Source organism: Streptomyces sp. A3M-1-3 (genome assembly GCF_024213665.1).
Taxonomy (GTDB): domain Bacteria; phylum Actinomycetota; class Actinomycetes; order Streptomycetales; family Streptomycetaceae; genus Streptomyces.
This window is the reverse complement of record NZ_JANAVP010000026.1, coordinates 13899-37351: the sequence shown is the minus strand read 5'-3', so window position 1 is coordinate 37351 and position 23453 is coordinate 13899. Positions and strand designations below refer to the sequence as shown.

Here is a 23453-nt window from a genome sequence, read left to right as displayed (position 1 = left end):
AGACGAGGGGAAACGTTGCGGACCGGCACCCGGAAAATCCCGCAATGCACCAGCACCTCGCCCGATGGCCGGGAACAGGATCCGCCGCACCTATGGAAGTGCCACACCATCGCCTCGATCAGCATGAATCCCAGCAAGGTCGGGCCGTGCGACTGCGCGCACCTGGTACACGGTTCCGGGACAAGCCCGAGTCGGTCGCCGCCCCGTTGTGTTCGCGTCGCCCACCGTGCAACGGCCGAGCAGTTGGGGCACGCCCAGAACGTCGATCGATGCTGATCGGAACAGACGTATTCTGACGCATCATTGACCACTGTGAGCCATACAGGAGCCTCTGTCCCTTCAGTATCAGATAATGCTCTGGCTCCCGGTGGTCGTAGGCATACGCCGCCCCGTGAGCGGGGGTTGGGACCGATGTCGGGAGTGCGATGCAGCTGACCCATGCCGAAGTGATCAATTTCCGCGCCCTGGACAAGGCTGATGTGCGGATTGATCTGGAGACCACGCTCGTCGTGGGGCGCAACAACAGCGGCAAGACATCGTTCGTCAACCTCTTCGAGAAGTTCCTCGGCGAGGACGACACACGGTTCATGCTGGAGGACTTCTCCACCTGCCGGATTGGTGACATCGACCAGGCACTACAGATTTTCGGCGAGGCGCAGGGACATGCGGCCGAAGGCGATCAGGAGACCCGTGAGAGCCTGCTGGCGAAGGCATACGAACTCGTGCCGTCCATCCGGCTGGGACTCACGATCGAGTATGACGAAGACGATGACCTCGCTCCGCTGACCGACGTGATCCTGGACCTCGACGACGCCTGCTTCACGGTCAAGATCGAAGCCGCGCTGGAGGCATCACGGCCGCACGACTTCCTCAAGGGCTTCTGGACCGCAAGCCAGCGGCGGAAGTCCGATCCCATCAAGTGGCTGCGCAAGAACTTCTCGGACTACTTCGCGCCCGTCTATCGGGCAGTCAGCCCGGTGGACGAGAAGATGACGAAGGAAATCAAACGCAGTGCCGCGCAGGCGATCATCTCGGTCAAATTCGTCTACGCGCAGACGAAGGTCGACGACACACCGGGAGACAAGGCCCGCACCCTGTCTAAGACGTTCGAGACCTACTACAAGGTCAAGAGCGGTCCTGAAGGCCGCCACCAGAGTGTCGAGCGCATCGAGGATGCCCTCGCTGCCGCATCAATGGAGCTCGACACCGGCTACGAATCGCTGTTCGACCCAGTCTTCGAGGACCTGCGCAGTTTCGGAGTCGGGACCATCACACCCGTCGAAAAGCCCCGCATCGTGTCTCTCATGGAGGGCACGGGCATCCTCAAGGGCAGTACACGGCTGCAGTATCCGTCCGGAGACGGGGACTTCCACCTTCCCGAAGGCCACAACGGACTGGGCTACAGCAAGCTGATCTTCACCATCCTGCAGATCATCAGCTTCCACCAGGCTTACGAGCGTGCTGCCCCGAAGCCGGCGCTGCAGGTGCTGTTCATCGAGGAGCCGGAGGCACACCTGCATCCCCAGATGCAGGAGGTCTTCATCAAGAACATCCAGGAGTTCATCAAGCGCAAGGCTCCGTGGGAGGTGCAGGTGGTCATCACCACGCACTCTTCCCACATCGTCGCCAGCGGCGGGTTTCATACCGTGCGGTACTTCGACCGCTCCGAGCCGGATGGCAAGGTCAAAGACCTCTCCACCTTCCAGGCCGCGGTCAAGGCAACCCCGCAGGGCGATGAGACTCTGCGATTCCTGCGCCAGTACATGGTGCTGCACCGGTGTGACATGTTCTTCGCCGACAAGGTGATCCTGATCGAGGGCACCGCCGAACGGCTGCTCCTGCCCGAGATGGTGCGCCGGTGCGCCCCCGACCTCTTGCACCAGTACGTGTCCGTGATCGAGGTGGGTGACGCCTACGCAGTCCGGTTCAGGGAGTTGCTGGCCTTCCTGAACGTGAAGACACTCGTCATCACCGACATCGATTCGGTCTGCCCCAAGCACCAGAAGTCGTGTCCACCCGACAGTGGCCTGCCCGTCACGGCGAACTCGACGCTGAAGAAGTGGCTCCCCGGAAAGTCAACCATCGCCGGGCTGCTCGCAACGTTCCCGGCCGACAAGGAGCAAGGCCAGGTCCGCGTTGCCTACCAGATTCCCGAGCGAGAAGCGGGGACGTGCGCGCGTAGTTTCGAAGACGCTTTCATCATCGCCAACGCCGACGTCCTCGCCCGGGACTTCACGCAGTTGGCCCTGAAGAGAGCTTTCCTCACGGAAGTACCGGCCGACCCCACCCGCGACGATATCGAAACCAAAGCCTTCGATATCGCGAATCACCTCAGCGACCACAAGACGGACTTCGCGTTCGACGTCATGCTTCTGGACGGCTGGACCGTTCCCCGCTACATCGCCGAAGGACTTCAGTGGCTCGCGTAGACACCCTTGAAGCTGTCATCGAAGAACTGGAGGCCCGCCGGAGCTTCCTCGTAGAGGCCGGCGCCGGCGCAGGCAAGACCACCACCCTCGTCAAGGCCCTGCAGTTTCTCCTCAACCGCCATCGCGCCCAGCTGGAGGCGAACGGCCGGCGCATCGCGTGCATCACGTACACCAACGTCGCCAAGAGGAAGATCATCGAGCGTATCTCGGCTGACCCGCTGATGGCCGTGGGTACTATCCATGAATTCCTCTGGAGTGTCATCCAGCGGTACCAGCGTGAACTCTGGGAGCACGTCCTCGCCTACAACGAGACGCTGAAGAAGCCCGAAGACCTCAGCGAGCTCACCGCACCCCCCGTCGTCGAGTACTCCGATCGAGGAAGGAAGCTGAGCGAGGGCCGCATCTCCCACGACGAAGTCATCGCGCTCTCGCTCCGCCTCGTCGAAGCTCATCCCAAACTCGCGCGGATCATCGTCAGCCGGTTCCCGTTCATCTTCGTCGACGAGTACCAGGACACGTCGCCGAAGACGCTCAAGCTGCTGCTGGACCACCTGGCGGGCACGGGCAGGGAAGCATGCGTCGTCGGTCTCTTCGGCGACTCCATGCAGAAGATCTACCCATCGGGCGTGGGGACGGTGACCCACCCCAAGCTCAAGCCAATCACCAAGCACGAGAACTACCGGTGTTCGCCGCCCGTCGTCGAAGTACTCAACAAGATGCGGCCCGAGCTGATCCAGAAGGCCGTCGGAGAGCGGCAACAGGGCGAGGTGTACCTGTTCCTCAACGCCAGCACCGCGGCTGGCCCTCAACGGCTCGAAGTGGCACTCACTGCGCTCGCAGAAAGAGGCTGGACACAGGAGAACACCAAGTACCTCATGCTCACCCACCGCGGGATCGCGGGCACGCTGGCGTACCCGAACCTGCTAGAGCAGTACCGACGCGTAAGCCGCTACGGACCCGATGACCTCATGGCCCGCAACGAGCCCTACATCCAGTACCTGACGCGCATCGAGGCACTATGCGCGGCCTACCACAACAACGACTTCGCGGAACTGACCAGCCTGCTGGGCCAAGGCAGAACCCGCATCACCAAGCACAGCCACAAACGGAGCATCAGCCAAGCGATCCGCACACTCAACACCGTCCGTGAGACCGGAACAATCGGCGACGTGCTGGACCTCATGGCCGACGGCCACGTCCTTGCCATGCCCGGAAAACTCAAGGAACTCGAACGACGAAGGAACGCGACAGACCTGGATGAGCGGGGCCAGCGGCGAGCCGACTTCTCAAACGGCCTTCGCGAACTGTCCTACCAAGAGGTCATCAGCGTCACACGCTTCATCGACGAGCAGACCCCGTTCTCAACCCAACACGGTGTCAAGGGCGACGAGTTCGAGAATGTTGTCGTCGTCACCGACGACCGCCTCTGGAACATGTACAGCATCAGCAAAATGCTCGCGGGCACCGACTCCGCGGACCGCTCCCAGCGCTCGCGCAACCTCTTCTACGTCAGCTGCTCACGAGCCCAACACGGCCTGGCCGTGGTCTTCCTCGACGATCTACCTGAAGAGGCAGAGGCCACCGCACGCGGCTGGTTCAGCTCTGGCGTTATCCATCCATAGAAGCGTAGGCAGGCCCCTACGAGCCGATCCGCAGAGACAGATACCATCCAGCCTCACACCCCTCCCCGCACTGATCGATCGGACAATCTGTGAGCGCTGCTGGTTCCGTCGGGCGGATCCAGCCCGCTCGCCCCGGTGATCCTTCCCGTGTCGGCCCCTACCGTGTGGTCGGCCGACTCGGTGCGGGCGGCATGGGAACCGTGTATGCCGCGCTCACGGACGGTGGGGACCGGGTGGCGGTGAAGTTGATCCATCCCCTGCAAGCGGGGGATCCGGAGTTCCGGGCCCGGTTCCGCCGTGAGGTTCGGCTTTCCGCCCAGGTTCAGGGCCCGTTCCTGCTTCCGCTCCTGGCGGCCGACCCCGATGCCGACGCCCCTTGGCTGGCGACCGCCTACGCCCCGGGCCCCACCCTGGCCCAGCACCTGGCCGCCCACGGACCGCTGACCGACGGCACCCTTTACGCCTTCGCTACCGGCACCGCGCAAGCCCTCGCGGCGATCCATTCCGCTGGCGTCGTGCACCGGGACGTCAAGCCGCAGAACGTGCTGCTGACCCAAGCCGGCCCGCGCGTACTGGACTTCGGCATCGCGCATGCCGCCGACGGCACCAGCGTCACGCGCACCGGCGTACTGACTGGCACCCCGGGCTGGATCAGCCCCGAGCACTATCGCAGCGGCGTCACCGCGGCGGAGGGTGACCTGTTCGCCTGGGGCGCGCTCGTGGCCTATGCGACGACCGGCCGACTCCCCTTCGGCACTGGCACTCTCGAAGCAGTGGCCTACCGCGTCACGTCGGGCAGACCGGATCTCGACGGCATCCCCGAGGCACTCAAGGATGTCCTGGAGCAAGCCCTCGCCAAGGAACCCGCCGAGCGGCCGGCCGCCGCCGAAGCCGCAGAAGCCTGCGCACGGCTGCTGGCCGCGGAGTCCACCCAGCTGCTCAACGGCCACGCGGTGGCAGAAGCGGGCAACAACCCGATACTCGTCAGGGAGTTGGCCACCGCGCAGTGGTCGATACCCGCCCCGGACGACCCGTCCTGGCCCCTGCCCGCATCCGCCCCTCCTGGAAGATCCTCCCGGCGCCAGGCCGTTGTCGCCGTCCTGGTCGCGGCAGCCGTCGTCGGCGCGAGTGCGGGCGGCGTGCTGGCCTTCCGCCATGACGGGAGTGACACGGATACGACCAGCGGTTCCGAAACAGCCGCCTCAGCGGCGTCCACGGGCGTTCATGACTCCGGTACGGCATCCAGTCGGACGCCCTCCGCCGTACCCGGCACAGAGCCGACCGGCCAGGCGGCAACCGACCCGCGTACCGTCCCCGTCCCCGCCGACCCGCTCGCCGACGTGGCCGATCCCGCCTTCACCCGCGCGGACGACGAGACCCAGCCCGTCCCCGGCGAGTGGCGCGCCAGCCGGGACGCCGACGGCACAGCCGAGCAGGAGGTCGCGGCCGCCATCGTCGATCAGGTGACAGCCATGCTCACCACGAAGGACATGTCCTTCATGACTCCCACGGTGACGTTCAACCGGCAGGCGCAGACCGTGATGGTGACCGGTGGCCCGATCTCCACCCTGACCGACGACTACAAAGAAGTCTTCCGCCGGGCAGGCGAGATGGCCGCCTGCGTCACCCTAGCCCACCGGCTCAAGGACGCGCCGACCAGCTGGCAGTACGGCCGGTTCTCCGTCTACTGGAAGGACTACGACGGCCAGGACGAGGCCACCATCCTCGGCTTCGGCAGCGCCACCGACGGCTGCTACGCCGGGGAAGCCGGACGACGCCAGGGCACGGACGAAGGCATCGTCACCGCCGGGCTGCCCAGCGGCGACAAGAACGAAATCCGTGTCGCCGGCGACACGGTCAAGGCGATCACCACAGCCTGGAACACACGCGTCGCCGAAGGCTACGGCCTGGAACCCTTCGACCGCGACGACGCCATCACCCTCGGCTTCGACCCCGTCGAAAGGATGATGTACGTGTGGGCCTGGGACGGCTCAGGCGCCCTCTCCGGCCGCGCCCAGCAATCCCACTTCCAGGAAGTCGTCGCCAAAACGGCCTGCCCCAAGCTGCTCGCCGAGTACAACACCAACAAGCACTGGAACTACACCCACTGGACCATCGCTGCCTACCAGGGAAACAGTGCATGGCCCCAGCTCTTCGCCTCCGGCGACTGCCTGCCCACGGACGGCCGCCCATGACATCGCAGCCGATAGTTGCGGCACCGTTTCCAAGTTGCCCCACTGGCTCGCGCCAGGCAATGCTGTTCCAACGCCGGTTGTGATCCTCGGTCATCCCTGAGCCCACCCCGGTGGAGGACCGCTGTCCAGGCCGGCACACCCACCATCTCAATCAAGGCCAAGGTCCGGGCCATGCGCGGACCGGCCTCCATTCGCAGCCGGCCCAACCCTCATTTTCCCTGTTCACGACGCCATAAAGGATGTACCACCAGCAGACGAAGAACTTGCTGGGACCTCCTCCCCTGGCCAATCTGCTGCAGTCACTCAGCGTGCCTACTACAACCCGTCGGACAGACTGGCTACCGCGGCGAACCTGCCCACCAAACGGTCCAGCTTGGGGAGAATCTGGGGAGTATGGGCGGCGCTGGGGAGCGCGTGGGGAGATTCGACTGCATAACGCGGCACGATTCTGAACGACGCTGAAAGACTCATCCGCGCAGGTCAGAGACCAGCAAAGCCGCATCGCCGCAGGTCAGCGCCACCATGTAGACAACTTCATGACGTACGTACCGAGATCGTCGGCCTCGACAATGCCGGGGAGCGAGCCGCCCTCACGCAACGGCGTGACGTAGCGGGTCGCGATGACTTCGGAGAGCATCCGACCAGGTTACTGGGACCTGCCGAAGAACTTCCCGGGCGTTTGAACGGCCCGCCACGGCCGCTCGTACAACATCGCGAACCGGCCGTACGAGGGCCGGCCGTGGAAAGGGAAGCCACCATGACCGGATCACAGGTGCCCGAGCTGGTGCTGTGCCGCCGTACCGTCGTCGCCGCTGTGGGTGCCGCCGGGCTCGCCGCCGCGTTGACCGCGTGCGGGGGTTCGGACGACTCCTCGTACGGCGGGTCCCAGAAACCGGCCGAGAGCGGGAGTGGCGCCGGGGCGGGTACCGGTACCGAGCTGGCCAAGACCGCCGACATCCCCGAGGGCGGCGGCAAAGTCTTCGCCGACCAGGGTGTGGTGGTCACCCAGCCCACGGCGGGACAGTTCAAGGCGTTCTCGTCCAAGTGCACCCATCAGGGCTGCGCGGTGAAGGACATCGCGGACGGGACGATCAACTGCCCCTGCCACGGCAGCAAGTTCGACGCCACGGACGGCTCGGTCAAGGCGGGACCTGCCACGCAGGGGCTGCCCGCGGCCTCGATCGTCGTGGAGGGCGACGCGATCAAGCTCGCCTGAAAGTGAGGATGTGACGTGGTGACACTGCCGGTGGGTCTGACCCTCCGCCTGACGGACGTCTCGACTGTCCTGCCTGGGATTTGTCGGCCCGCCGGGCGTCACCACGCACGCGGCCGGACGGGCGCTTGTGACCTTGTAGGAGCATCCCGGGGGCCGGGCGCCGCGCGGCGCGGTCGCGTCCAGCAGGCCATGACGTCCTCGGTCGTGGTGATGGTGGCGACAAGGGCAAGGGTGTTCCGGATCATCGCGGGGGTGTAGTCGGCAGGCACCCCCGCGATGGCGTCGGACGGCACGACCACCGTGTATCCGAGGTTGACGGCGTCGAAGACGGTGTTGGGGACGGCGACGTTCGCGGACACGCCGGTGACGATGAGCGTACGGCAGCCAAGATTGCGCAGCAGGGCGTCGAGGTCGGTGCCCGCCATGGGGCCCAGACCGTGCAGCCGCCGTACGACGAGGTCTTCGTCCGCCACCTCGATCGGATCGGCGATCCTGACGGCCCTGGTTCCGGACAACTGCTGGACCGGAAGCCGTTCCGCGGCCCGGAAGAGCCGGGCGTTGCGGCTGGCCCCCCGGCCGTCGGGCCGCCGCTCCGCGACCGCGTGCAGGACCTGTACGCCCACCAGGTGCGCGCCCGCGACCAGGCGGGCGACCCGCGCGAGCGCGCCTGAGGTGCGCGCCTCCTTGGCGAGTTCGGGCAGCGCGCTGTCTTCACCCACCACACCCTGCTGGCACTCGACGGTCAGGAGGGCGGTGGTGGCGGGGTCGAGCAGTTCCATGAGCTCTTCCATCGACGGCATGACTCCCCCTGCTTGTGTCGGGCCCCGGTTGCACCGGGCCGGGCGCGCGAGGTTAGCCACCATTGCGTGGCGAGGGAAGAGAGCCCATCCTTTCTGACACCTAGTCAGCTACGAGTGAGTACGAGTAGAGGATGGTCGCAGATGGTCGCCACACAGCGGCGGGGCCGCCGGATCATGATGACGCCGGGCGATCTGGACACGTTTCTCGCCGAGCGGCGCACCTGCCGGGTCGCGACGGTGTCCGAGGACGGACGGCCGCATGTGAGCGCCCTCTGGTTCGCCTGGGACGGCAGTTCCCTGTGGCTGTACTCGATCACCCGCAGCCGGCGCTGGGTGGACCTGCGCAGGGACCCGAGGATCGCGGTGGTCGTCGACGACGGCGAGGAGTACGGCGAGCTGCGGGGGGTGGAGCTCTCCGGTACGGCCGTGTTCGTCGGCGAGGCCCCGCGCACGGGCGCCCCCTGCCCCGAACTGGACACCCCGGAGAAGTTGTTCGCGCGGAAGAACTTCGGCCTGGAGAGCATGCCGCACGACGGCCGCCACGCCTGGGTGCGGCTCACTCCTGACGCGATCGCGTCCTGGGACTTCCGGAAGCTGGGCGACGGGTAGCCGGTCTCACCGCTGGTCGTCCGTCAGCTGTTCCCCGGCCGACCGCAGCGCATCCACCGCCGCCCGGATCGACGGCCGGCGGTCGGCGTCCGCCCGCCACACCACGTAGATGTGCCGCCGCACGGTGTCCCGTACGGGCACCAGCCTGACGCCGTCCGGCACGGGGCCGCGGCCGAGCCGGGGTGCCACACAGACCCCGAGGCCGGCCGCGATGAGCGCCAGCTGCGTGTGGTGCTCCTCGGCCATGTGCGCGATGCGCGGTTCGATGCCCTCGCCGCGCAGCGTGAACATCAGCCACTCGTGGCAGAACTCCCCCTCGGGCCAGGAGATCCAGTCGTCGTCGGCGAAGTCGGCGAGGTCCGCCACCTTCCGGTCCGCGAGCGGGTGCCCGACCGGTACGGCGACATCGGCGGCGTCATCCAGCAGAGGCGCCCGCACCAGCCCGCCCGGCACCGGCAGGCGCTTGTTGTACCAGTCGAGGACCACAGCGAGGTCGAGCTCCCCGCGCACCACACCCAGTACGCCTTCCGAGGGCTCCATCTCCCGTGAACGGACCCGCAGTTCGGGGTGGTCCGTCCGCAGCGCCGAGAGCGCGGCCGGGAAGAGTCCACGGGCCGCCGTGGGGAAGGCGCCGATCCGCAGCTCCCCCACCGCCCGGCCGCGCTGGGCCTCCACGTCGGCCTGGGCCAGCTCCACCTGGGAGATGATCCGGGCGGCGTGATCGGCGAGCAGCCGGCCGGCATCGGTGAGCCGGACGCCGCGGCCGTTCTTCGCGAGCAGCTGCTGCCCGACCTCGCGTTCCAGCTTCGCCATCTGCTGGGACACGGCCGAGGTCGTGACATGCAGGCCGTCCGCCGCCCCGCTCACGGAGCCGTGGCGGGCGAGGGCGTCCAGGGTCCGTAGCCGCTCCAAATTCAACACGTAAGCAATGCTAAGCGATCCCTCGAAAGAAATCTCACTTGTCCTACAACGTTCAACCCGTCATCGTGAGGGCCATGAGCGCTCCCACCACGCCCGGCACCCTGCCTCCGGCAACCCTCGCCCCCGACACCACGACCGCGGCCCGGCGCCCAACCGTCGACTGGCGCATCAGGTTCGCGGTGCTCTCGCTCATCTGGGGCTTCAGCTTTCTCCTCATCAAGGTGGGCACCGAGGCGTACGCGCCCTTCCAGGTCACCCTGGGGCGGCTGTTCTTCGGCACCGCGGTGCTGGCCGTCGCCATCGCCGTGAAGCGGGAGCGACTGCCGCGCGGCGCCCGTACCTGGGGGCACCTCATGGTCTCCGCCTTCTTCCTCAACGCCCTGCCGTTCTCCCTCTTCGCGTACTCCGAGCTGACGATCCCCTCCACCCTCGCCGGCATCTGCAACGCCACGTCTCCGCTCTGGGGCATGGCGCTGTCGATGGTCGCGCTCTCCGAGGACCGCCCGACCCGGCGCAGGGTCGCGGGTCTGGGCATCGGCTTCATCGGCGTGCTGACCGTGCTGGGCGCCTGGCAGGGCTTCTCCGGGCTGGACGCGACGGGCACCGCGATGGCGCTGCTCGCCTCGCTGAGCTATCCGGTGGGCTGGATCTATCTGCGCCGGACCCTGGGCGGCAGCACCGACTCCGCCCTGTCCATGACCGGGGCACAGCTCCTGCTGGCGACCATCCAACTGGCCGTGGTCACCCCACTGTTCACCAGTTTCCCGACCGCGTTCCCGCTGGTGCCGACACTCGCGGTGCTCGCGCTCGGCGCGCTGGGCACCGGACTGGCCCTGCTGCTCCAGTACGGCCTGGTCGCCGAGGTCGGCCCGACGACCGCCCAGATGGTCACGTACTTCATTCCGGTCATCGCGACCGCCGCGGGTGTGCTGGTCCTGGGCGAGGCCCTGCACTGGAACACTCCCGTCGGCGCGGCCATCGTCCTCGCCGGCGCCGCCCTGACCCAGAGCCGGCCGAAGGCCCGAACCGCTCCCGATCAGTCGTAGCGACGCTCCGGCGCGGGCCCCGCTGCGGACGCCAGCGCCTCGGCCACCGGCCCGATGTCGGCCGGGGTCATGGGCGAGACGGTGAGGCGCACGCCGGGGCTCGCGGACATCCTGAAGCGCGCCCCCGGGGCGACGGCCCAGCCCGCGTGCAGCAGCCGCGCCACCACCCCCGTCTCGTCGGGCACCGGCACCCACACGTTCATCCCACTGCGCCCGTGGGCCGCGACCCCTCGCTCACCGAGGGCCGCGACCAGGGCGTTCCGGCGCTCGCCGTACGACCGCGCGACCGCCGCCGGATCCACCGCACCCGAGGCCCACAGATCGACAACGGCGTACTGCAGGAGCCTGCTGACCCACCCCGGCCCGAGCCGCTGGCGCCCCCGCACCCGGTCCAGGGTGACGGCGTCACCGGTCAGCACGGCCAGCCGCAGGTCCGGCCCGTACGCCTTGGCGGTGGAGCGCACCAGCGCCCAGTGCCGCGTCCCTCCGGCGAGCGGACGGAGCGGCAGATCGACGATGGCGTGCCCGTGGTCGTCCTCGATGAGCAGGACGTGCGGGTGCGCCGCGAGGACCGTACGCAGTTCCCGCGCGCGTGAGGCGCTCACCGCCCCGCCCGTGGGGTTCTGGGCGCGGTCCGTGACGACCAGCGCGCGGGCCCCCCGCCGCAGCGCCCGGTCGACGTCGCCGGGGAGCGGTCCCTCGTCGTCGACGGTGACCGGGACCGCGCGCAGCCCCAGTGCCGGAACGAGGTCCAGCAGGCTGCCCCACCCCGGGTCCTCGATGGCCACCGCGTCACCGGGCTTGAGGTGGGCCGCGAGTACGCGTTCGATGGCGTCCAACGATCCGGAGGTCACACAGACGGGCCCGTCCGGCACACCGTCGGCGTCGAACGCGGCCCGCGCCATCCTCGCCAGGTCCGGCACTACGGCTTCCTGCCCGTACAGGCCGGGCCGCTCCGCATTGCGCCGCGCGGCGGCGGCGAGCGCGTCCCCGAGCGCGGGCAGCAGGGCCGGGTCCGGGTTTCCGGTGGAGACGTCGCGTACGCCGTGCGGTGCGTCGACCCGGATGGACTCGCGGGGCGTGCTGGCCGGCCGGGGGCGCACCCGGCTGCCCCTGCGTCCGTCGGTCGCGATAACCCCGCGCTCGCGCAGGATGCGGTACGCGGCGGCGACCGTATTCGGATTGACGCCCAGGTCTGCGGCCAACTCCCGCATGGGCGGCAGCAGTTGTCCCGGCGCCAGCTCACCCGAGCCCACCCCGAGTTCCACACTCGCGGCAATGTCCGATGCGCGGCGCCCGACGATCCGATACTCTCCTAGCACAAACGAGATTATGCACTAGTGCAATGGAGAGCGCAATGCCGGACACCTCCGCCGCCTACCGGCCGACCGACCGTACCGTCCCCACGCGCTCGCGCCACCGTGCCTCGTACGACCGCGAGGTCGTGCACGCGATACTCGACGAGGGATACGTCTGCCACCTCGGATTCGTCCGTGACGGCGCGCCGGTCGTCCTGCCGACCCTGTACGGCCGGGTCGGCGAGCGGGTGTACGTGCACGGCTCGACCGGTTCGCGCCCCCTTCGGACGGCCGGCCAGGCGCCCGATCCGGGCCTCGCCGTCTGCCTGACCGTCACCCATGTCGACGGCCTGGTGCTGGCCCGGTCCGCCTTCCACCACTCCCTGAACTACCGCTCCGTGGTGGTGCACGGCACCGCCCACCAGGTCACCGACCCGGAGGAGCGCCGGACCGCCCTCGACGCCCTGGTGGACCAGGTCGTGCCGGGCCGCGCCGCCGATTCCCGTCCCGCCAGCGACAAGGAGCTCGCCGCGACGGCGGTACTCCGCCTCGACCTGGACGAGGTCTCGGCGAAGATCCGCACCGGCGGCCCCAACGACGAGCCCGAGGACCTCTCGCTGCCCTACTGGACGGGAGTCGTCCCCCTCACCCGCGGTTACGGCGAGCCGGTCCCGGCGGACGACCTCGCCCCCGGCATCGTGCTCCCGGACTACCTCACCACGTCCTGAATCCAGGCCGACCGGAGCCGGTGCCGGTCCGCCCAGGTGGTGATGGCCGCCGCGATGGCCTCGGGACGGTCCTCCGGCGCGAGGTGGGCAGCCGGACCGCAGTGTTCGGTCTCCAGGCCGGCGATGTGCGCCGCGCACCAGGCGGCCATCTCCTCCCCGACCATCAGAGTGGGCGACGAATCGAAGGTCAGGAGCAGCTTCGGCACGTCCGCGCTGCTCGCGAGCCAGGCGTCGTAGGCCGTGATGCGGCCGACCACGTCAGCCGGTTCACCGTCGAGCGGCATCGCGCGGGGCCACTCGAGCAGTGGGCGCCGGCTGTCGCGGGTCGGGTACGGCCGGCGGTACGCCGCCAGATCCTCGTCGCTCAGCCCGCCCAGCACGGTCTTGCTCAGCGCCTCTTCGATGAAGACGTTCTGGTCGAGCACCAGCGCCTCGCCGGTCCCGGGCGTCCGGAACGCCTCGAAGCGGGACCGGGCGGCGGCCGGGAACTCGTCCCAGGTCATCGGCCGGACAATCGTCTCCATGAACGCCATCCCGCGGGTCCGCCCGGGGTGGCGGGCCGCCCAGTCGAAGGCCAGCGCCCCGCCCCAGTCGATGCCGACGAGCACAACGCCGTCCAGCCCGAGCCGGTCGATCCAGGCGTCGAGGTAGCGGGCGTGATCGGCGAACCGGTAGGGCACGTCGGGCTTGCCCGAGCGGCCCATTCCGATCAGGTCGGGCGCGAGGCAGCGGCCGGGATCGCCGATGCGGGGCAGCACGTGCCGCCACAGATACGACGACGCCGGGTTGCCGTGGAGGAACACGAAGGGGGTCCCGCTCCCGCTGTCTTCGTAGTACATCGTCGAGTCGAGCACATCGATCGTGGGCATGGCAAGCTTCCTTCACCCGAGGGAATGTTGGCTGCACCAACGTTGGCCGGACCCACGATAACATTGATTGTGGGTCCGGCCAACGAATCGGCTAGTCTGCCTTCATGGACACGACGGCTGAACACCGCGCTCCCGCCCGGCTGCGGGCCACCCCCAGCTGGCTGATCACCCAGACCGCCACGCACGCTTCGCGGCTGGCGAGCGAGGCGTTCGACACCGTCGGCGCGCGGCGCTACCACTACGCCCTGCTGGCGGCGTTGGAGGAGTTCGGCCCGGCCAGTCAGGCAGAACTGGGGCGCCGGTGCGCGATCGACCGCAGCTATGTCGTCGAGGCCGTCAACGGACTGGCGGAGAACGGCATGGCTGTACGGACCCCGGACCCGGCCGACGGCAGGCGCAACATCATCACGATCACCGAGGCCGGGGAGCGGGAACTGCGGAAGATCAGCGAGAGGCTGGCCGAGGCGCAGGACAAGCTGCTGGCCCCGCTGTCCCCTGCCGAGCGCGAGCAGCTGGCGCAGCTGATGGCACGGGTGCTGGATCACCAGACCCGCGGCTGACCACCGAGGGTCAGGCCGGCGCGGCTGCCCGGCGCGCCACGGACGCAGTCCGCGCCTCGGCGAAGGCCAACCCCGCCACGGCCGTGAGCAGCAGCATCGTCCCGGCCACCGTCGCCGCCGTGAGCCGCTCGCCCAGGACCGCCACCGCGATGACCGCCGCGCTCACCGGCTCGATCAGCATGATCACGGAGACGGTGGCGGCCCGCACCGCGGCCGCTCCGGTGAAGTACAGCGCGTACGCGAGAGCGGTCGGCACGGTCGCCACGTACACCAGCAGCCAGACCACCCGGCCGAGGTCCGCGGTGTGCGGCAGCAGCCCCTCCGCCAGGCCGAGCGGCAGGAGGCACACCGCCCCGACCCCGAAGGCCCAGGCCGTCGTCGACAGCGGGTCGGCGCCACCGCCCTCCCGGCCGAGCCAGCGGGTCTGCAGCGTCATGGCCGCGTATCCGGCGGCGGAGAGGAGCGCGTACGCCACGCCCAGCGGGCGTACGGCTCCGCCGCCGCTGCCGAGCACCAGCACCACGAGCCCGCCGAGCGCCCCGGCCACGGCCGCGATTCCGCCGCGTCCGAGCCGCTCACCCATCGCCAGCCGGGCGCCGACGGCGATGAGGACCGGTCCGGCGCCCAGCGTGACGACGGTGCCGACCGCGAGCCCGGTCTCCTGGACGGCGGCGAAGTAGGCGGACTGGAACACGGTGAACGTGACCCCGGTGACGGCGATGCGCAGCAGCCGGCGCCCGCGCGGCTCCGCGGCCGCGGGAGCCTTGCGCGGCCGTACGCTCTGGACGGCGAGCAGCACCGCGAGGCCGCCGGCGCAGCGCCAGAACGACAGCGCGACGGGCCCGAGGTCACTGACCAGGTACACCAGCGAGGCAGCGGCGCCCGCGGTGCCCCAGGCGGCACCGGCGACGACCAGATAGAGCAGGCTCCGCCCGACGGGCAGTCCGGAGGCGGGCAGGGATGTGGAAAGGGAAGTGTTCGGCACGTGGCTTCTCCGCGGAAGACAGGAATGGTGGCCGCTGATCTCCGTAGGCGGGCAGCGACGAGCCGCTCGGGGACTGCCCGAGCCCGGTCTTCGTCTTCGACAGCGCCGCCCGCGTTACGCGGCAGGCGGCGGAAGTACGGTCGAATGCATGATCGTCACCTTACGTTGTGCTCCGCTCGAGGGACAACTCGCCGTCCGCGCCGCCGGCCTCCGCACCGGGGCCGCCCGCGGCCACCGGCCCCGCGTTCGCCTTCGGCGTCGACGACTGGGCGATGAACGCGCCCACCAGCACCACGGCTCCGCCGATGATCTGAGGCGCCGACAGATGCTCGCCGAGCAGCACCCAGGCCAGCACCGTCGCGATGACCGCTTCCAGGCAGGCCACCACTCCGGCCACCTGCGGTGAGAGCCTTCGGACCGACACCACGCCGGTCACGTAGGCGATCACGGTCGCGATCAGCACGACCCAGCCGAGCAGCAGCGCCGCGGGGACCGGGGTGCCGTTCATGTCGGCCCGGCCGGCCAGTACGGACCAGTCCATGCCCCACGGGCGCGCGACGGCCGTCAGGATGACCGTGCCGATGAGCAGGCCGTACGCGATGACGCCGAGCGGGTCGGCCGCGTCCTCGCCGCCGCTGCCCTGGTCGGACAGGATGAAGTAGCCGACCTGGCAGCAGGCCGCCCCGAGCGCGAGCAGCAGACCGACGACATCGACGGTCAGTCCCGACCACACTTCGACGACACAGGCCAGGCCGCCGACGGCGAGGATCACTCCGACCGCCGCCGCCCGGGTGACGGGCCGCCGCTGCACGAACCGCACCCAGCCGAGGACGAGCGCCGGGGCGAGGTACTCGATCAGCAGCGCGACGCCGACCGGGATACGCGATATCGACGCGAAGTAGAACGCCTGCACACCCGCGATCGCGAGCAGTCCGAAGCCCGCCAGCAGGGCGGGTTTACGCAGCAGCAGACCGCGGTGGCGCCAGGCGAGCGGTGACATGACGAGGGCGGCTCCCGCCACCCTGAGCCAGACCACATGCAGCGGGTCGAGCCCCGCTTCGATCAGCGGCTTGGCCGCGACACCTGATCCACCGAATGCGAGCGCCGATCCCAGGGCGAGTCCCAGGCCGACGCTCCTTCCCCGAGACGCTTGCATCGGGCCATCATGACAGCACTCGTCATGACCGTCATCCCTGTGACACCTGTTGAGACGGCCCCCAGATCCGGTCGGCCGGCGCGTCCGCGTCCACGCCCGCCCGGCGCAGCACCTCGACCGCCCGGCAGCCGCGGTCCGCGACGAGCGCGGCCAGCAGATCGAGCCCCGCGACCGGCTCACCGCCGCGCCGCCGCGCCCTTTCCAGCGCGTCACCCAGGACGCCGGCAGCCGAAGGCGACCAGTCGGCGGCAACGGGCTCCCGGTGTCCGGGTACGACGGCGGGGACGGCGGCCGGGACGACGCCCACCGCGCCGGAGCCCTCGACCGTTCCCTGCCATCGGAGGCCGTAGCCGATGCTGCGCTGGACGAGATAGCCGAGCAGCCGGGCGAGCCGGGTGCCGCCGAGCGCCGCCCGAACCTGCCGATCCGCTTCCAGCAGCGAGTGCAGCAGATGCGCGGTGTCGGTCTGCCGGTCCCCGTCACACAGCGCCCGTCTGCGCGCACCGGCCACCACCGTGGCCAGCTCCTCGGTGAGACGGGCCTCGATGTCTGCGCCGGCCGGTCCGGGCAACCGGACCGGCCGAGTAGGGCTTTGCACCCCTCCACCTCATCAGCCACGGCCGCGCGGAGCATCCCCGCCGGGGAGCATCCGCGCATCCCGCGGAAGCTGGGCACACCTGCCCGCGCCCTCCTCCGCACGGATGAGATCAGCAATTTCTGACGGCCCATCAGTATTGAATGTTCCGCCGCCTGCGGATACGTTCCGCGCCACCGTCAGACCCGACACGAAGGGGTGGTCGCATGGCCGAAGTCAGCGCGGAAGCACGCATCGAGGCACCGGCCGGCAAGGTCTGGTCCCAGCTGACGGACTTCAGTACGTACGGCCAGTGGAACGCCACCCACACCAGCTTCCCCAAGGGGGAACCGGACTCGCTCGAAGTGGCGTCCACCTACGAGGAGAACATGAAGCTCATGGGCTTCCCGGCCGAGGTGACCTGGACCGTCGACGAGCTGGAGCCGGAACGGCTGCTCGTCACCAAGGGCAAGGGCCCGATGGGCGTCAGCCTGGGCATGCGCTATTCGCTCACACCCGACGGGGACGCCACCCGGGTACGTATCGACGGCGAGTTCACCGGCGCCGCGGTGTCGCTGATGGCGGGCAAGCTCAAGGACTCCGCGACCGCCGCGCTCCACGAGTCGCTGCGCAAGCTGGGCGGCCTGGTCGCCTGACCGCACGGGCGCGCCGGGCCGACTTGGGCGTAGGAGCGCCGGAGCGCCGAAGCGCCGGCAGACAGGAAGGCACCCCGCGGACCGGCCGCGGGGCGCCTTCCTGCGAACCGGCTCAGTGCTCGTCGGCCAGGATCAGATAGAGCTTCTTGCGGGCGTCGTTGATCACCGAGACCGCCTTCTGGCGCTGTTCGGCGGTGCCGGTCTTCCAGACCTGCGCGAACGCCTCCATCAGGCCGAAGCCGGCCTGCCGGATCTCGTTCATCATCTCCCAGTCGACCCCGCGCCCGGCCTCTTCCCACGGGGCCTGCGGCCCGGCCTCGGCCTCGGCGCGCCCGGCGTCGGTGAGCGTGAAGAGCTTCTTGCCGCCGTCGCTCTCGCTGGTGATCAGACTCTCGTCCTCCAGCAGCTGGAGCGTCGGATAGACCGAGCCGGGGCTGGGCTTCCACCCCCCGCCGCTGCGCTCGACGATCTCCTGGATCATCTCGTACCCGTGCATCGGCCGGTCCTTCAGCAGCGCCAGGATCGAGGCGCGCACGTCTCCGCGTCGCGCCCTCCCCCGCGGTCCGCCCCGGCCGCCGCGCCCGCCACCGAAGGGCCCGCCGAAGGGCGGCCCGAACGGCCCGAAAGCGGCGCGCCGACCCTCGAAGTCACCCCGACCCTGATGTCCGGGCCCGCAGTGTCCATGCCCCCGACCATGTCCGCGTTCCTGTCCATGTGAACTCATCGCTACGCTCCTTCCATCGGTTGATCAGTCGCGATGCGTCAACGATATATCGGAACCGTACGCTTGACAATGCCCGATCCGTGCGAAAACAGGCCGCCCACCGACAATTGGCCTTGGCCTGCGGCTTTGCCCCGCCTCTAAGTTCAGGTCCATGCGGATTCGAATCGTCGACGCCTTCACCGACCGCCCCTTCGCGGGCAACCCGGCCGGAGTCCTGCTGCTGGACGCCGCACCGTTCCCCGACGACCAGTGGCTCCAGCAGGTGGCCGCCGAGGTGAACCTCTCGGAGACGGCCTTCGCCCATCCCCTGCCGCCCGGCGGAGTCGCCGACTGGGCCCTGCGCTGGTTCACCCCCGCGACCGAGGTCGACATGTGCGGCCACGCCACCCTGGCCACCGCCCATGTGCTGCGCACGACGGGGCTCCTCACGGGCACGGTCCGGTTCGCCGCGCGCTGCGGCACGCTCACCGCCACGGTCCGGGGGGAGGGCTCGTACACCCTCGATTTCCCGACCTCGTCGCTCACCCCGGTGGAGACTCCGGACGGGGTCGCCGAAGCGCTCGGCGCCGACGTGCTCTCGGCCCACGCAACGGCCGACCACATCGGCGACCTGTTGATCGAGCTGGCCGACGAGCGGACCGTACGCGCCCTGTCACCGCACCTCGCCGGGCTGGTCGCACACTCCAAGCGCGGCATCATCGCCACCGCCGCGGCTGAGGACCCGGCCGGCGGCTGCGACTTCGTCTCGCGCTGCTTCTTCCCCGCCGTCGGGATCGACGAGGATCCCGTCACCGGCAGCGCGCACACCGCACTCGCGCCGTTCTGGTCCGCCAGGCTGGGCCGTACCGAGCTGACCGGCCTCCAGGCATCAGCGCGCACGGGTCTCGTACGGACGTCCTTGCGGGGGGACCGGACGCTGCTGACCGGGGACGCGGTCACCGTCCTCGACGGAGAACTGCTCACCGCTCCCTCGCCTCACCCCGTAGGGAGCCAGCCCACCTTGCCGGCCAGCAGCGCGTAACCGACGAACGCCACGATGTCGAGGAGCGCGTGGGCCGCGACGAGCGGCCCCACCCGCCCCCACCGCCGGTACAGCAGCACGAACACCACGCCCATCACCATGTTCCCGATGAAGCCGCCGATGCCCTGGTACAGGTGGTACGAGCCGCGGAGTACGGAACTGGCGACGAGCGCCGCCATCGGCGTCCAGCCCAACTGCCCGAGCCGGCGCAGCAGACAGCCGACGACGACGACTTCCTCCAGGACGGAGTTCTGCAGCGCGGACAGGATGAGCACCGGGAACTTCCACCACACCTCGGGCAGCGCCTCCGGCACCACCGTCAGGTTGAACCCGGTGGCCCGCGCCACCAGGTAGAAGGCCAGCCCGGCGCCGCCGATGCCGGCGGCGACGAGCGTCCCCCGCCCCAGGTCCTGCCACGGCCGTGTCCGGTCGAACCCGATCGCCCGCAGGCCGGCCCCTTCCCTCATCAGCAGGTGTGCGACGAGCAGGACGGGCACCAGCGCCGTCGCGATGCCGAACAGCTGCCACGCGAGATCCAGCCACGGCCGGCCGGGCGCGTACGAGCCGTTGAGTGTGGCCGCCTGGTCTTTCAGGCCGCCCGGCTTCGTCAGCGAGCCGACAAAGCTGATCAGCGACGACACCGCGCTCGCCCCGAGCGACAGCGCCAGCACAAGCAGCGTCTCGGACCGGAAGACCCTCCGGGGGCCTTCCGCCTCACGCCACGATTCAGCCACGCGTTCCGCCTCCGCCTGCACGCCCGCCTCCTACGGCCATCCCCGCGCCTGCCGGGGAGGTCACAGCATGCCCGACGATCCCCTGCTCCACCGGAACCGGGGCTCGCCTTCGGCAGTTCGCGCGCTGTCGGTCCTCAGCCGCGGATGATCCCGGGAGTCGCCCGGGTGCTCAGCCTCAGCCGCGGCCGGCCGTCGCCCCGGCCGGCGTCGAGAGCCCCACCGGCCAGGTGTGCACCGGCTCCCCCTCGTGCATCAGCTCCGCGTACCGCCGGGTCGTGGCAGCCAGCGCCTCGTCCCGCTCCAGGCCGGCCTCCAGCGCCCGGTGGTACGTGTCCACCTGCCAGGAGGCACCGTTGACCCGGCGCCTGCACCGCTCCTCGATCACCCCGAGGTAGAGATCGCGGTCCGCGGGCTCGACCCCCCACGCGTCCAGGCCGGCCGCGGCGAGGGGGAGCAGCTCGTCCCGTACGAGAGTGACGGCCGGGAGGGTCGCGATACCGGCGGCCCTGCCCCGCCTCGGCCAGCGGAGCCGGGCGTCGATGCCGTAGCGGCACGCGGTGTCGAAGTTGGCGGCCGCGTCGGCGAAGGGGAGCCGCGTCCAGACCGGCCGGGAGTCCTCGGCGAGCGCCCGGACCATGCCGTAGTAGAACGCGGCGTTGGCGACGACGTCGGTGACCGTGGGCCCGGCGGGCAGGACGCGGTTCTCCACCCGCAGATGTGGCATGCCGTCGGCGACTCCGTACACGGGCCGGTTCCAGCGGTAGACCGTGCCGTTGTGCAGCACCAGTTCCTTCAGGTTCGGTACACCGCCGTCGTCGAGGACCCGCAGCGGGTCCTCCTCGTCGCAGATCGGCAGCAGGGCGGGGAAGTAGCGCAGGTTCTCCTCGAACAGGTCGTACGCCGACTCCACCCACCGCTCACCGAACCAGGTGCGGGGCCGGACGCCCTGCGCCTGAAGCTCGGGCGGCCTGGTGTCGGTGGCCTGTTGGAAGAGGGGCGGCCGGGACTCGCGCCACAGCTCCCTGCCGAACAGGAACGGAGAGTTGGCGCCGACGGCGATCTGTACGGCGGCCACGGCCTGCGCGGCGTTCCACACATCGGCGAAGCGTCCCGGCGTGACCTGGAGGTGCAACTGCACGGAGGTGCAGGCGGCTTCGGGGGCGATCGAGGTGGAGGTGCAGGTCAGCCGCTCCACGCCCTCGATGTCGAGGGTGAAGTCCTCGCCGCGGGCGGCGAGGATCTGGTCGTTGAGCAGCATGTAGCGGTCGACGTGGGACAGATTCGCCGAGACGAGATCGTTCCGGGAGATCGTCGGTAGAATTCCGATCATCACAATGCCGGCATCGACCTCTCCGGCCTTTCGATGCGCATACGCCAGACCCGTGCGCAACTCCTCGGCAAGCTGATCGAAAACCCGCCCGCCGAGCCGGTGCGGCACGATATTCACTTCCAGGTTGAACATTCCGAGCTCGGTCTGAAAATCCCGGCTGGCGATGCGCTCGAGCACTTGCGCATTCATCATCCTGGGCATGCCGTCGGCACCGGCGAGATTCAGTTCGATCTCCAGCCCCATGAGATTCTTCGGCCGGTCGAAGCGCTTCTCCTTCAGGAGTCGCGCCAGTCCCTCCAGACACTCATGGTGCTTCCGCCGGTACCGTTGCCGATCGGACAGGTCGAATCCGCCTGCCACGACCTTCTCCCCCATCGAAGCGTCCCTCCTCGAGTGGGCAGCCAGCGGTGCCGGCCGCTCGCGTCACGGTCGATGATGCCCACCGAAGTGATCGACAACGCCCCGCGCGGGCCCGTCGGCCGCTACGCTCCCCAGGGTAACGGCCCGGCACATTCACCGGGCATGAAGCGATGTGCAGTTACCATTTCCAGACCCCTGGTGAAAAATACCGACGATTTTCGGCCGTCCGGCTCCGGTGAATCCTGCGAGGTCAGGGCCCGAACCCGTCGAAGAATCGGGACGAATACCTGCCGAGCGAGGCCTGATTCGGCCTTGTCGGCAATACGCGGGACAGCTAGCCGAAACACTGCGTGAACACGCGTCGTATAAACTCGACAAACGAGGCAGAGAGTTGGCGCCCGGCCATTGCCCCACGGCCCCCCTCTGGCCCCAGAATGCGACAGCGCCGTCCGCACCTGCCACGCTTCACCGTGTCTCCCAAGTGAGAGGCGTCCCACCATGCCGCTGCATGTCCCCCCGGCTCCCGCGCCCGCCTTGCGCAGCGTTCTCGCGGCACTCGGTTCCCCCACCGCCGTGCGCGAAGACCGCACCCCCGCCCTCCGCGCCGCCCAGGGGCCACTGAGCCCCGAACTCCCGCTTCCCGTCCATGTACTGGACCGGATCACGGCCCAGCCGCCGCGCACCCGCCTCGCCGGATGGCGCTTCCTGATCCATTGCGGCGACCGCCCCGTGGCGGCCGCGGACACCATGCTCACCCCGGACGGCTGGGCCTTCGCGCACTTCTTCGAGGGTCCGTACGTCAGCGCGACGGAACGCGCGCTGCGCCAGGCGGAGGCCATGACCTCTCACTACCAGCCGCGACTGCTGTCGGTCCCCGAGCTGTACATGCTCACCCTCTGGCTGCACGGCGCGGTGGGCGCGGACGCCTCCGCCGGCGGCCCCGCACCCGCGGACCTGCTGGTGCCCCTGGCCCCGGCACCGCCCGGCATCGCCGCGCACCGGCCGCACCGCGTGGCCGATCTCCTGCCCGTACTGACCCATCGCCTCTCCGCGGTCCCCCTGCTCGGCTCCCCTGCCTGACACGGCAGCAGGGCGCCCCGCGACCGGATTCCGGTCGCGGGGCGCCCTGCTGTCCGGCCCCTTCCACCCCGTCCGGACTAGTCCGGTCCGGCCACCTCGAACCATCCGAAGAGACGGTGCACTTGAGCTGAACCGTCCGCACGGGTGATGCGTCGTTAATCAGTAAGGAAGAGCTGCCGGGAAATCCCTGCGGATTGACGCCCGTAGGGCAACACTGGGGACCGGACCGACCGACTGATTACGGGGGGCGGCCATGAACACCGCATCGAGCCGCAGGACACTCACCACACCGCAGCGAAAGAACGCATCCATGTGCCAGCACCAGCCAGCGTGCCCGTCAGCCGACTCCGCCGACCGGGAGGCGGCGCACGTCGTCGCGCACCACCCGGAACAGGGCTGGAGCCTGCTGTGCAACGGAGTCCTCCTGTTCGAGGACACCGGGGAGCTGCTGCCGGACGGGCAGATCATCGCCCCGCACCGGCCGCTTCAGGTGATGAAGGCCGCCTGACCCGGCCGGGGCGGGCGGACTGGCGAACCACG

The 23453-nt window shown here is 69.5% G+C and carries 23 protein-coding genes; 12 read left to right on the top strand and 11 right to left on the bottom strand.

Annotation, left to right across the window (positions count from 1 at the left end):
• The first annotated feature begins 425 nt into the window (after positions 1-425).
• The 3 genes from NLX86_RS25685 (at position 426) to NLX86_RS25675 (ending at position 6246) form a co-directional block, all read left to right on the top strand.
• Positions 426-2429: an AAA family ATPase gene (locus NLX86_RS25685; protein WP_254374159.1), complete on the top strand. Its 2004-nt coding sequence runs from the start codon at positions 426-428 to the stop codon at positions 2427-2429.
• Positions 2417-4051 (top strand): ATP-dependent helicase, encoded by a 1635-nt coding sequence (locus tag NLX86_RS25680; protein ID WP_254374158.1) that lies wholly within the window; start codon positions 2417-2419, stop codon positions 4049-4051. The genes NLX86_RS25685 and NLX86_RS25680 overlap by 13 nt, the downstream gene beginning before the upstream one ends.
• A gap of 191 nt (positions 4052-4242) precedes the next feature.
• Positions 4243-6246, top strand: a complete 2004-nt coding sequence (locus NLX86_RS25675; protein WP_254374157.1) for a serine/threonine-protein kinase — start codon at positions 4243-4245, stop codon at positions 6244-6246.
• Positions 6247-6757: 511 nt separating this feature from the next.
• Here the strand turns inward: NLX86_RS25675 and NLX86_RS34525 are convergent.
• On the bottom strand, positions 6758-6883 hold the full coding sequence (locus NLX86_RS34525) for a hypothetical protein (RefSeq protein ID WP_302061780.1): 126 nt from the start codon (positions 6881-6883) through the stop codon (positions 6758-6760).
• A gap of 120 nt (positions 6884-7003) precedes the next feature.
• Between NLX86_RS34525 and NLX86_RS25670 the strand changes: the two genes are divergently transcribed.
• Positions 7004-7462, top strand: a complete 459-nt coding sequence (locus NLX86_RS25670) for a Rieske (2Fe-2S) protein (RefSeq protein WP_254374156.1) — start codon at positions 7004-7006, stop codon at positions 7460-7462.
• Positions 7463-7560: 98 nt separating this feature from the next.
• Here the strand turns inward: NLX86_RS25670 and NLX86_RS25665 are convergent, their stop codons facing one another.
• Positions 7561-8262: a cysteine hydrolase gene (locus NLX86_RS25665; RefSeq protein WP_254374155.1), complete on the bottom strand. Its 702-nt coding sequence runs from the start codon at positions 8260-8262 to the stop codon at positions 7561-7563.
• A gap of 141 nt (positions 8263-8403) precedes the next feature.
• Between NLX86_RS25665 and NLX86_RS25660 the strand changes: the two genes are divergently transcribed.
• Positions 8404-8871: a pyridoxamine 5'-phosphate oxidase family protein gene (locus NLX86_RS25660; RefSeq protein ID WP_254374154.1), complete on the top strand. Its 468-nt coding sequence runs from the start codon at positions 8404-8406 to the stop codon at positions 8869-8871.
• Positions 8872-8877: 6 nt separating this feature from the next.
• Here the strand turns inward: NLX86_RS25660 and NLX86_RS25655 are convergent, their stop codons facing one another.
• Complete coding sequence (locus NLX86_RS25655) at positions 8878-9792, bottom strand: LysR family transcriptional regulator (RefSeq protein ID WP_254374153.1); 915 nt, start codon at positions 9790-9792, stop codon at positions 8878-8880.
• Between the two features lie 74 nt (positions 9793-9866).
• Here NLX86_RS25655 and NLX86_RS25650 point away from each other — a divergent pair, with 74 nt between their 5' ends.
• Positions 9867-10838, top strand: a complete 972-nt coding sequence (locus tag NLX86_RS25650) for a DMT family transporter (RefSeq protein WP_254374152.1) — start codon at positions 9867-9869, stop codon at positions 10836-10838.
• Here the strand turns inward: NLX86_RS25650 and NLX86_RS25645 are convergent.
• Positions 10829-12160 carry an aminotransferase class I/II-fold pyridoxal phosphate-dependent enzyme gene (locus NLX86_RS25645; protein WP_254374151.1) on the bottom strand — a complete coding sequence of 444 codons (1332 nt, stop codon included), beginning with the start codon at positions 12158-12160 and terminating at the stop codon, positions 10829-10831. The two genes, NLX86_RS25650 and NLX86_RS25645, sit on opposite strands and share 10 nt — an antisense overlap.
• A 35-nt stretch (positions 12161-12195) precedes the next feature.
• Between NLX86_RS25645 and NLX86_RS25640 the strand changes: the two genes are divergently transcribed.
• Entirely contained in the window at positions 12196-12864 is a 669-nt protein-coding gene (locus NLX86_RS25640) for a pyridoxamine 5'-phosphate oxidase family protein (protein WP_374213958.1), read from the top strand.
• On the opposite strand, the gene NLX86_RS25635 is transcribed toward NLX86_RS25640, so the two are convergent.
• On the bottom strand, positions 12846-13733 hold the full coding sequence (locus NLX86_RS25635; RefSeq protein WP_254374149.1) for a haloalkane dehalogenase: 888 nt from the start codon (positions 13731-13733) through the stop codon (positions 12846-12848). The two genes, NLX86_RS25640 and NLX86_RS25635, sit on opposite strands and share 19 nt — an antisense overlap.
• Positions 13734-13837: 104 nt before the next feature.
• Here NLX86_RS25635 and NLX86_RS25630 point away from each other — a divergent pair, with 104 nt between their 5' ends.
• A complete protein-coding gene (locus NLX86_RS25630; protein WP_254374148.1) occupies positions 13838-14293 on the top strand; it encodes a MarR family winged helix-turn-helix transcriptional regulator in 456 nt (151 codons plus the stop codon).
• Positions 14294-14303: 10 nt separating this feature from the next.
• Here the strand turns inward: NLX86_RS25630 and NLX86_RS25625 are convergent, their stop codons facing one another.
• From NLX86_RS25625 to NLX86_RS25615, 3 genes are all read right to left on the bottom strand, one after another.
• Positions 14304-15278: a DMT family transporter gene (locus tag NLX86_RS25625; protein ID WP_254374147.1), complete on the bottom strand. Its 975-nt coding sequence runs from the start codon at positions 15276-15278 to the stop codon at positions 14304-14306.
• A 160-nt stretch (positions 15279-15438) separates the two neighbouring features.
• On the bottom strand, positions 15439-16434 hold the full coding sequence (locus NLX86_RS25620) for a DMT family transporter (RefSeq protein ID WP_254374146.1): 996 nt from the start codon (positions 16432-16434) through the stop codon (positions 15439-15441).
• A gap of 31 nt (positions 16435-16465) precedes the next feature.
• Complete coding sequence (locus NLX86_RS25615) at positions 16466-17032, bottom strand: Clp protease N-terminal domain-containing protein (RefSeq protein ID WP_254374145.1); 567 nt, start codon at positions 17030-17032, stop codon at positions 16466-16468.
• A 203-nt stretch (positions 17033-17235) separates the two neighbouring features.
• Here NLX86_RS25615 and NLX86_RS25610 point away from each other — a divergent pair, with 203 nt between their 5' ends.
• Positions 17236-17664, top strand: coding sequence for an SRPBCC family protein (locus tag NLX86_RS25610; protein ID WP_254374144.1), 429 nt, complete (start codon positions 17236-17238; stop codon positions 17662-17664).
• A gap of 112 nt (positions 17665-17776) precedes the next feature.
• Here NLX86_RS25610 and NLX86_RS25605 read toward each other — a convergent pair whose 3' ends face one another.
• Positions 17777-18199 (bottom strand): PadR family transcriptional regulator, encoded by a 423-nt coding sequence (locus NLX86_RS25605; RefSeq protein ID WP_254374143.1) that lies wholly within the window; start codon positions 18197-18199, stop codon positions 17777-17779.
• A gap of 340 nt (positions 18200-18539) precedes the next feature.
• Here NLX86_RS25605 and NLX86_RS25600 point away from each other — a divergent pair, with 340 nt between their 5' ends.
• Entirely contained in the window at positions 18540-19409 is an 870-nt protein-coding gene (locus NLX86_RS25600) for a PhzF family phenazine biosynthesis protein (RefSeq protein ID WP_254374142.1), read from the top strand.
• On the opposite strand, the gene NLX86_RS25595 is transcribed toward NLX86_RS25600, so the two are convergent.
• Positions 19364-20164 (bottom strand): CPBP family intramembrane glutamic endopeptidase, encoded by an 801-nt coding sequence (locus NLX86_RS25595; RefSeq protein WP_374213957.1) that lies wholly within the window; start codon positions 20162-20164, stop codon positions 19364-19366. The two genes, NLX86_RS25600 and NLX86_RS25595, sit on opposite strands and share 46 nt — an antisense overlap.
• Positions 20165-20318: 154 nt before the next feature.
• Positions 20319-21848 carry a glutamate-cysteine ligase family protein gene (locus NLX86_RS25590; protein ID WP_254374140.1) on the bottom strand — a complete coding sequence of 510 codons (1530 nt, stop codon included), beginning with the start codon at positions 21846-21848 and terminating at the stop codon, positions 20319-20321.
• A 483-nt stretch (positions 21849-22331) separates the two neighbouring features.
• Here NLX86_RS25590 and NLX86_RS25585 point away from each other — a divergent pair, with 483 nt between their 5' ends.
• Complete coding sequence (locus NLX86_RS25585) at positions 22332-22913, top strand: hypothetical protein (RefSeq protein ID WP_254374139.1); 582 nt, start codon at positions 22332-22334, stop codon at positions 22911-22913.
• 310 nt (positions 22914-23223) lie between these two features.
• Positions 23224-23421 carry a DUF5999 family protein gene (locus NLX86_RS25580; protein ID WP_302061762.1) on the top strand — a complete coding sequence of 66 codons (198 nt, stop codon included), beginning with the start codon at positions 23224-23226 and terminating at the stop codon, positions 23419-23421.
• Positions 23422-23453 lie beyond the last annotated feature (32 nt).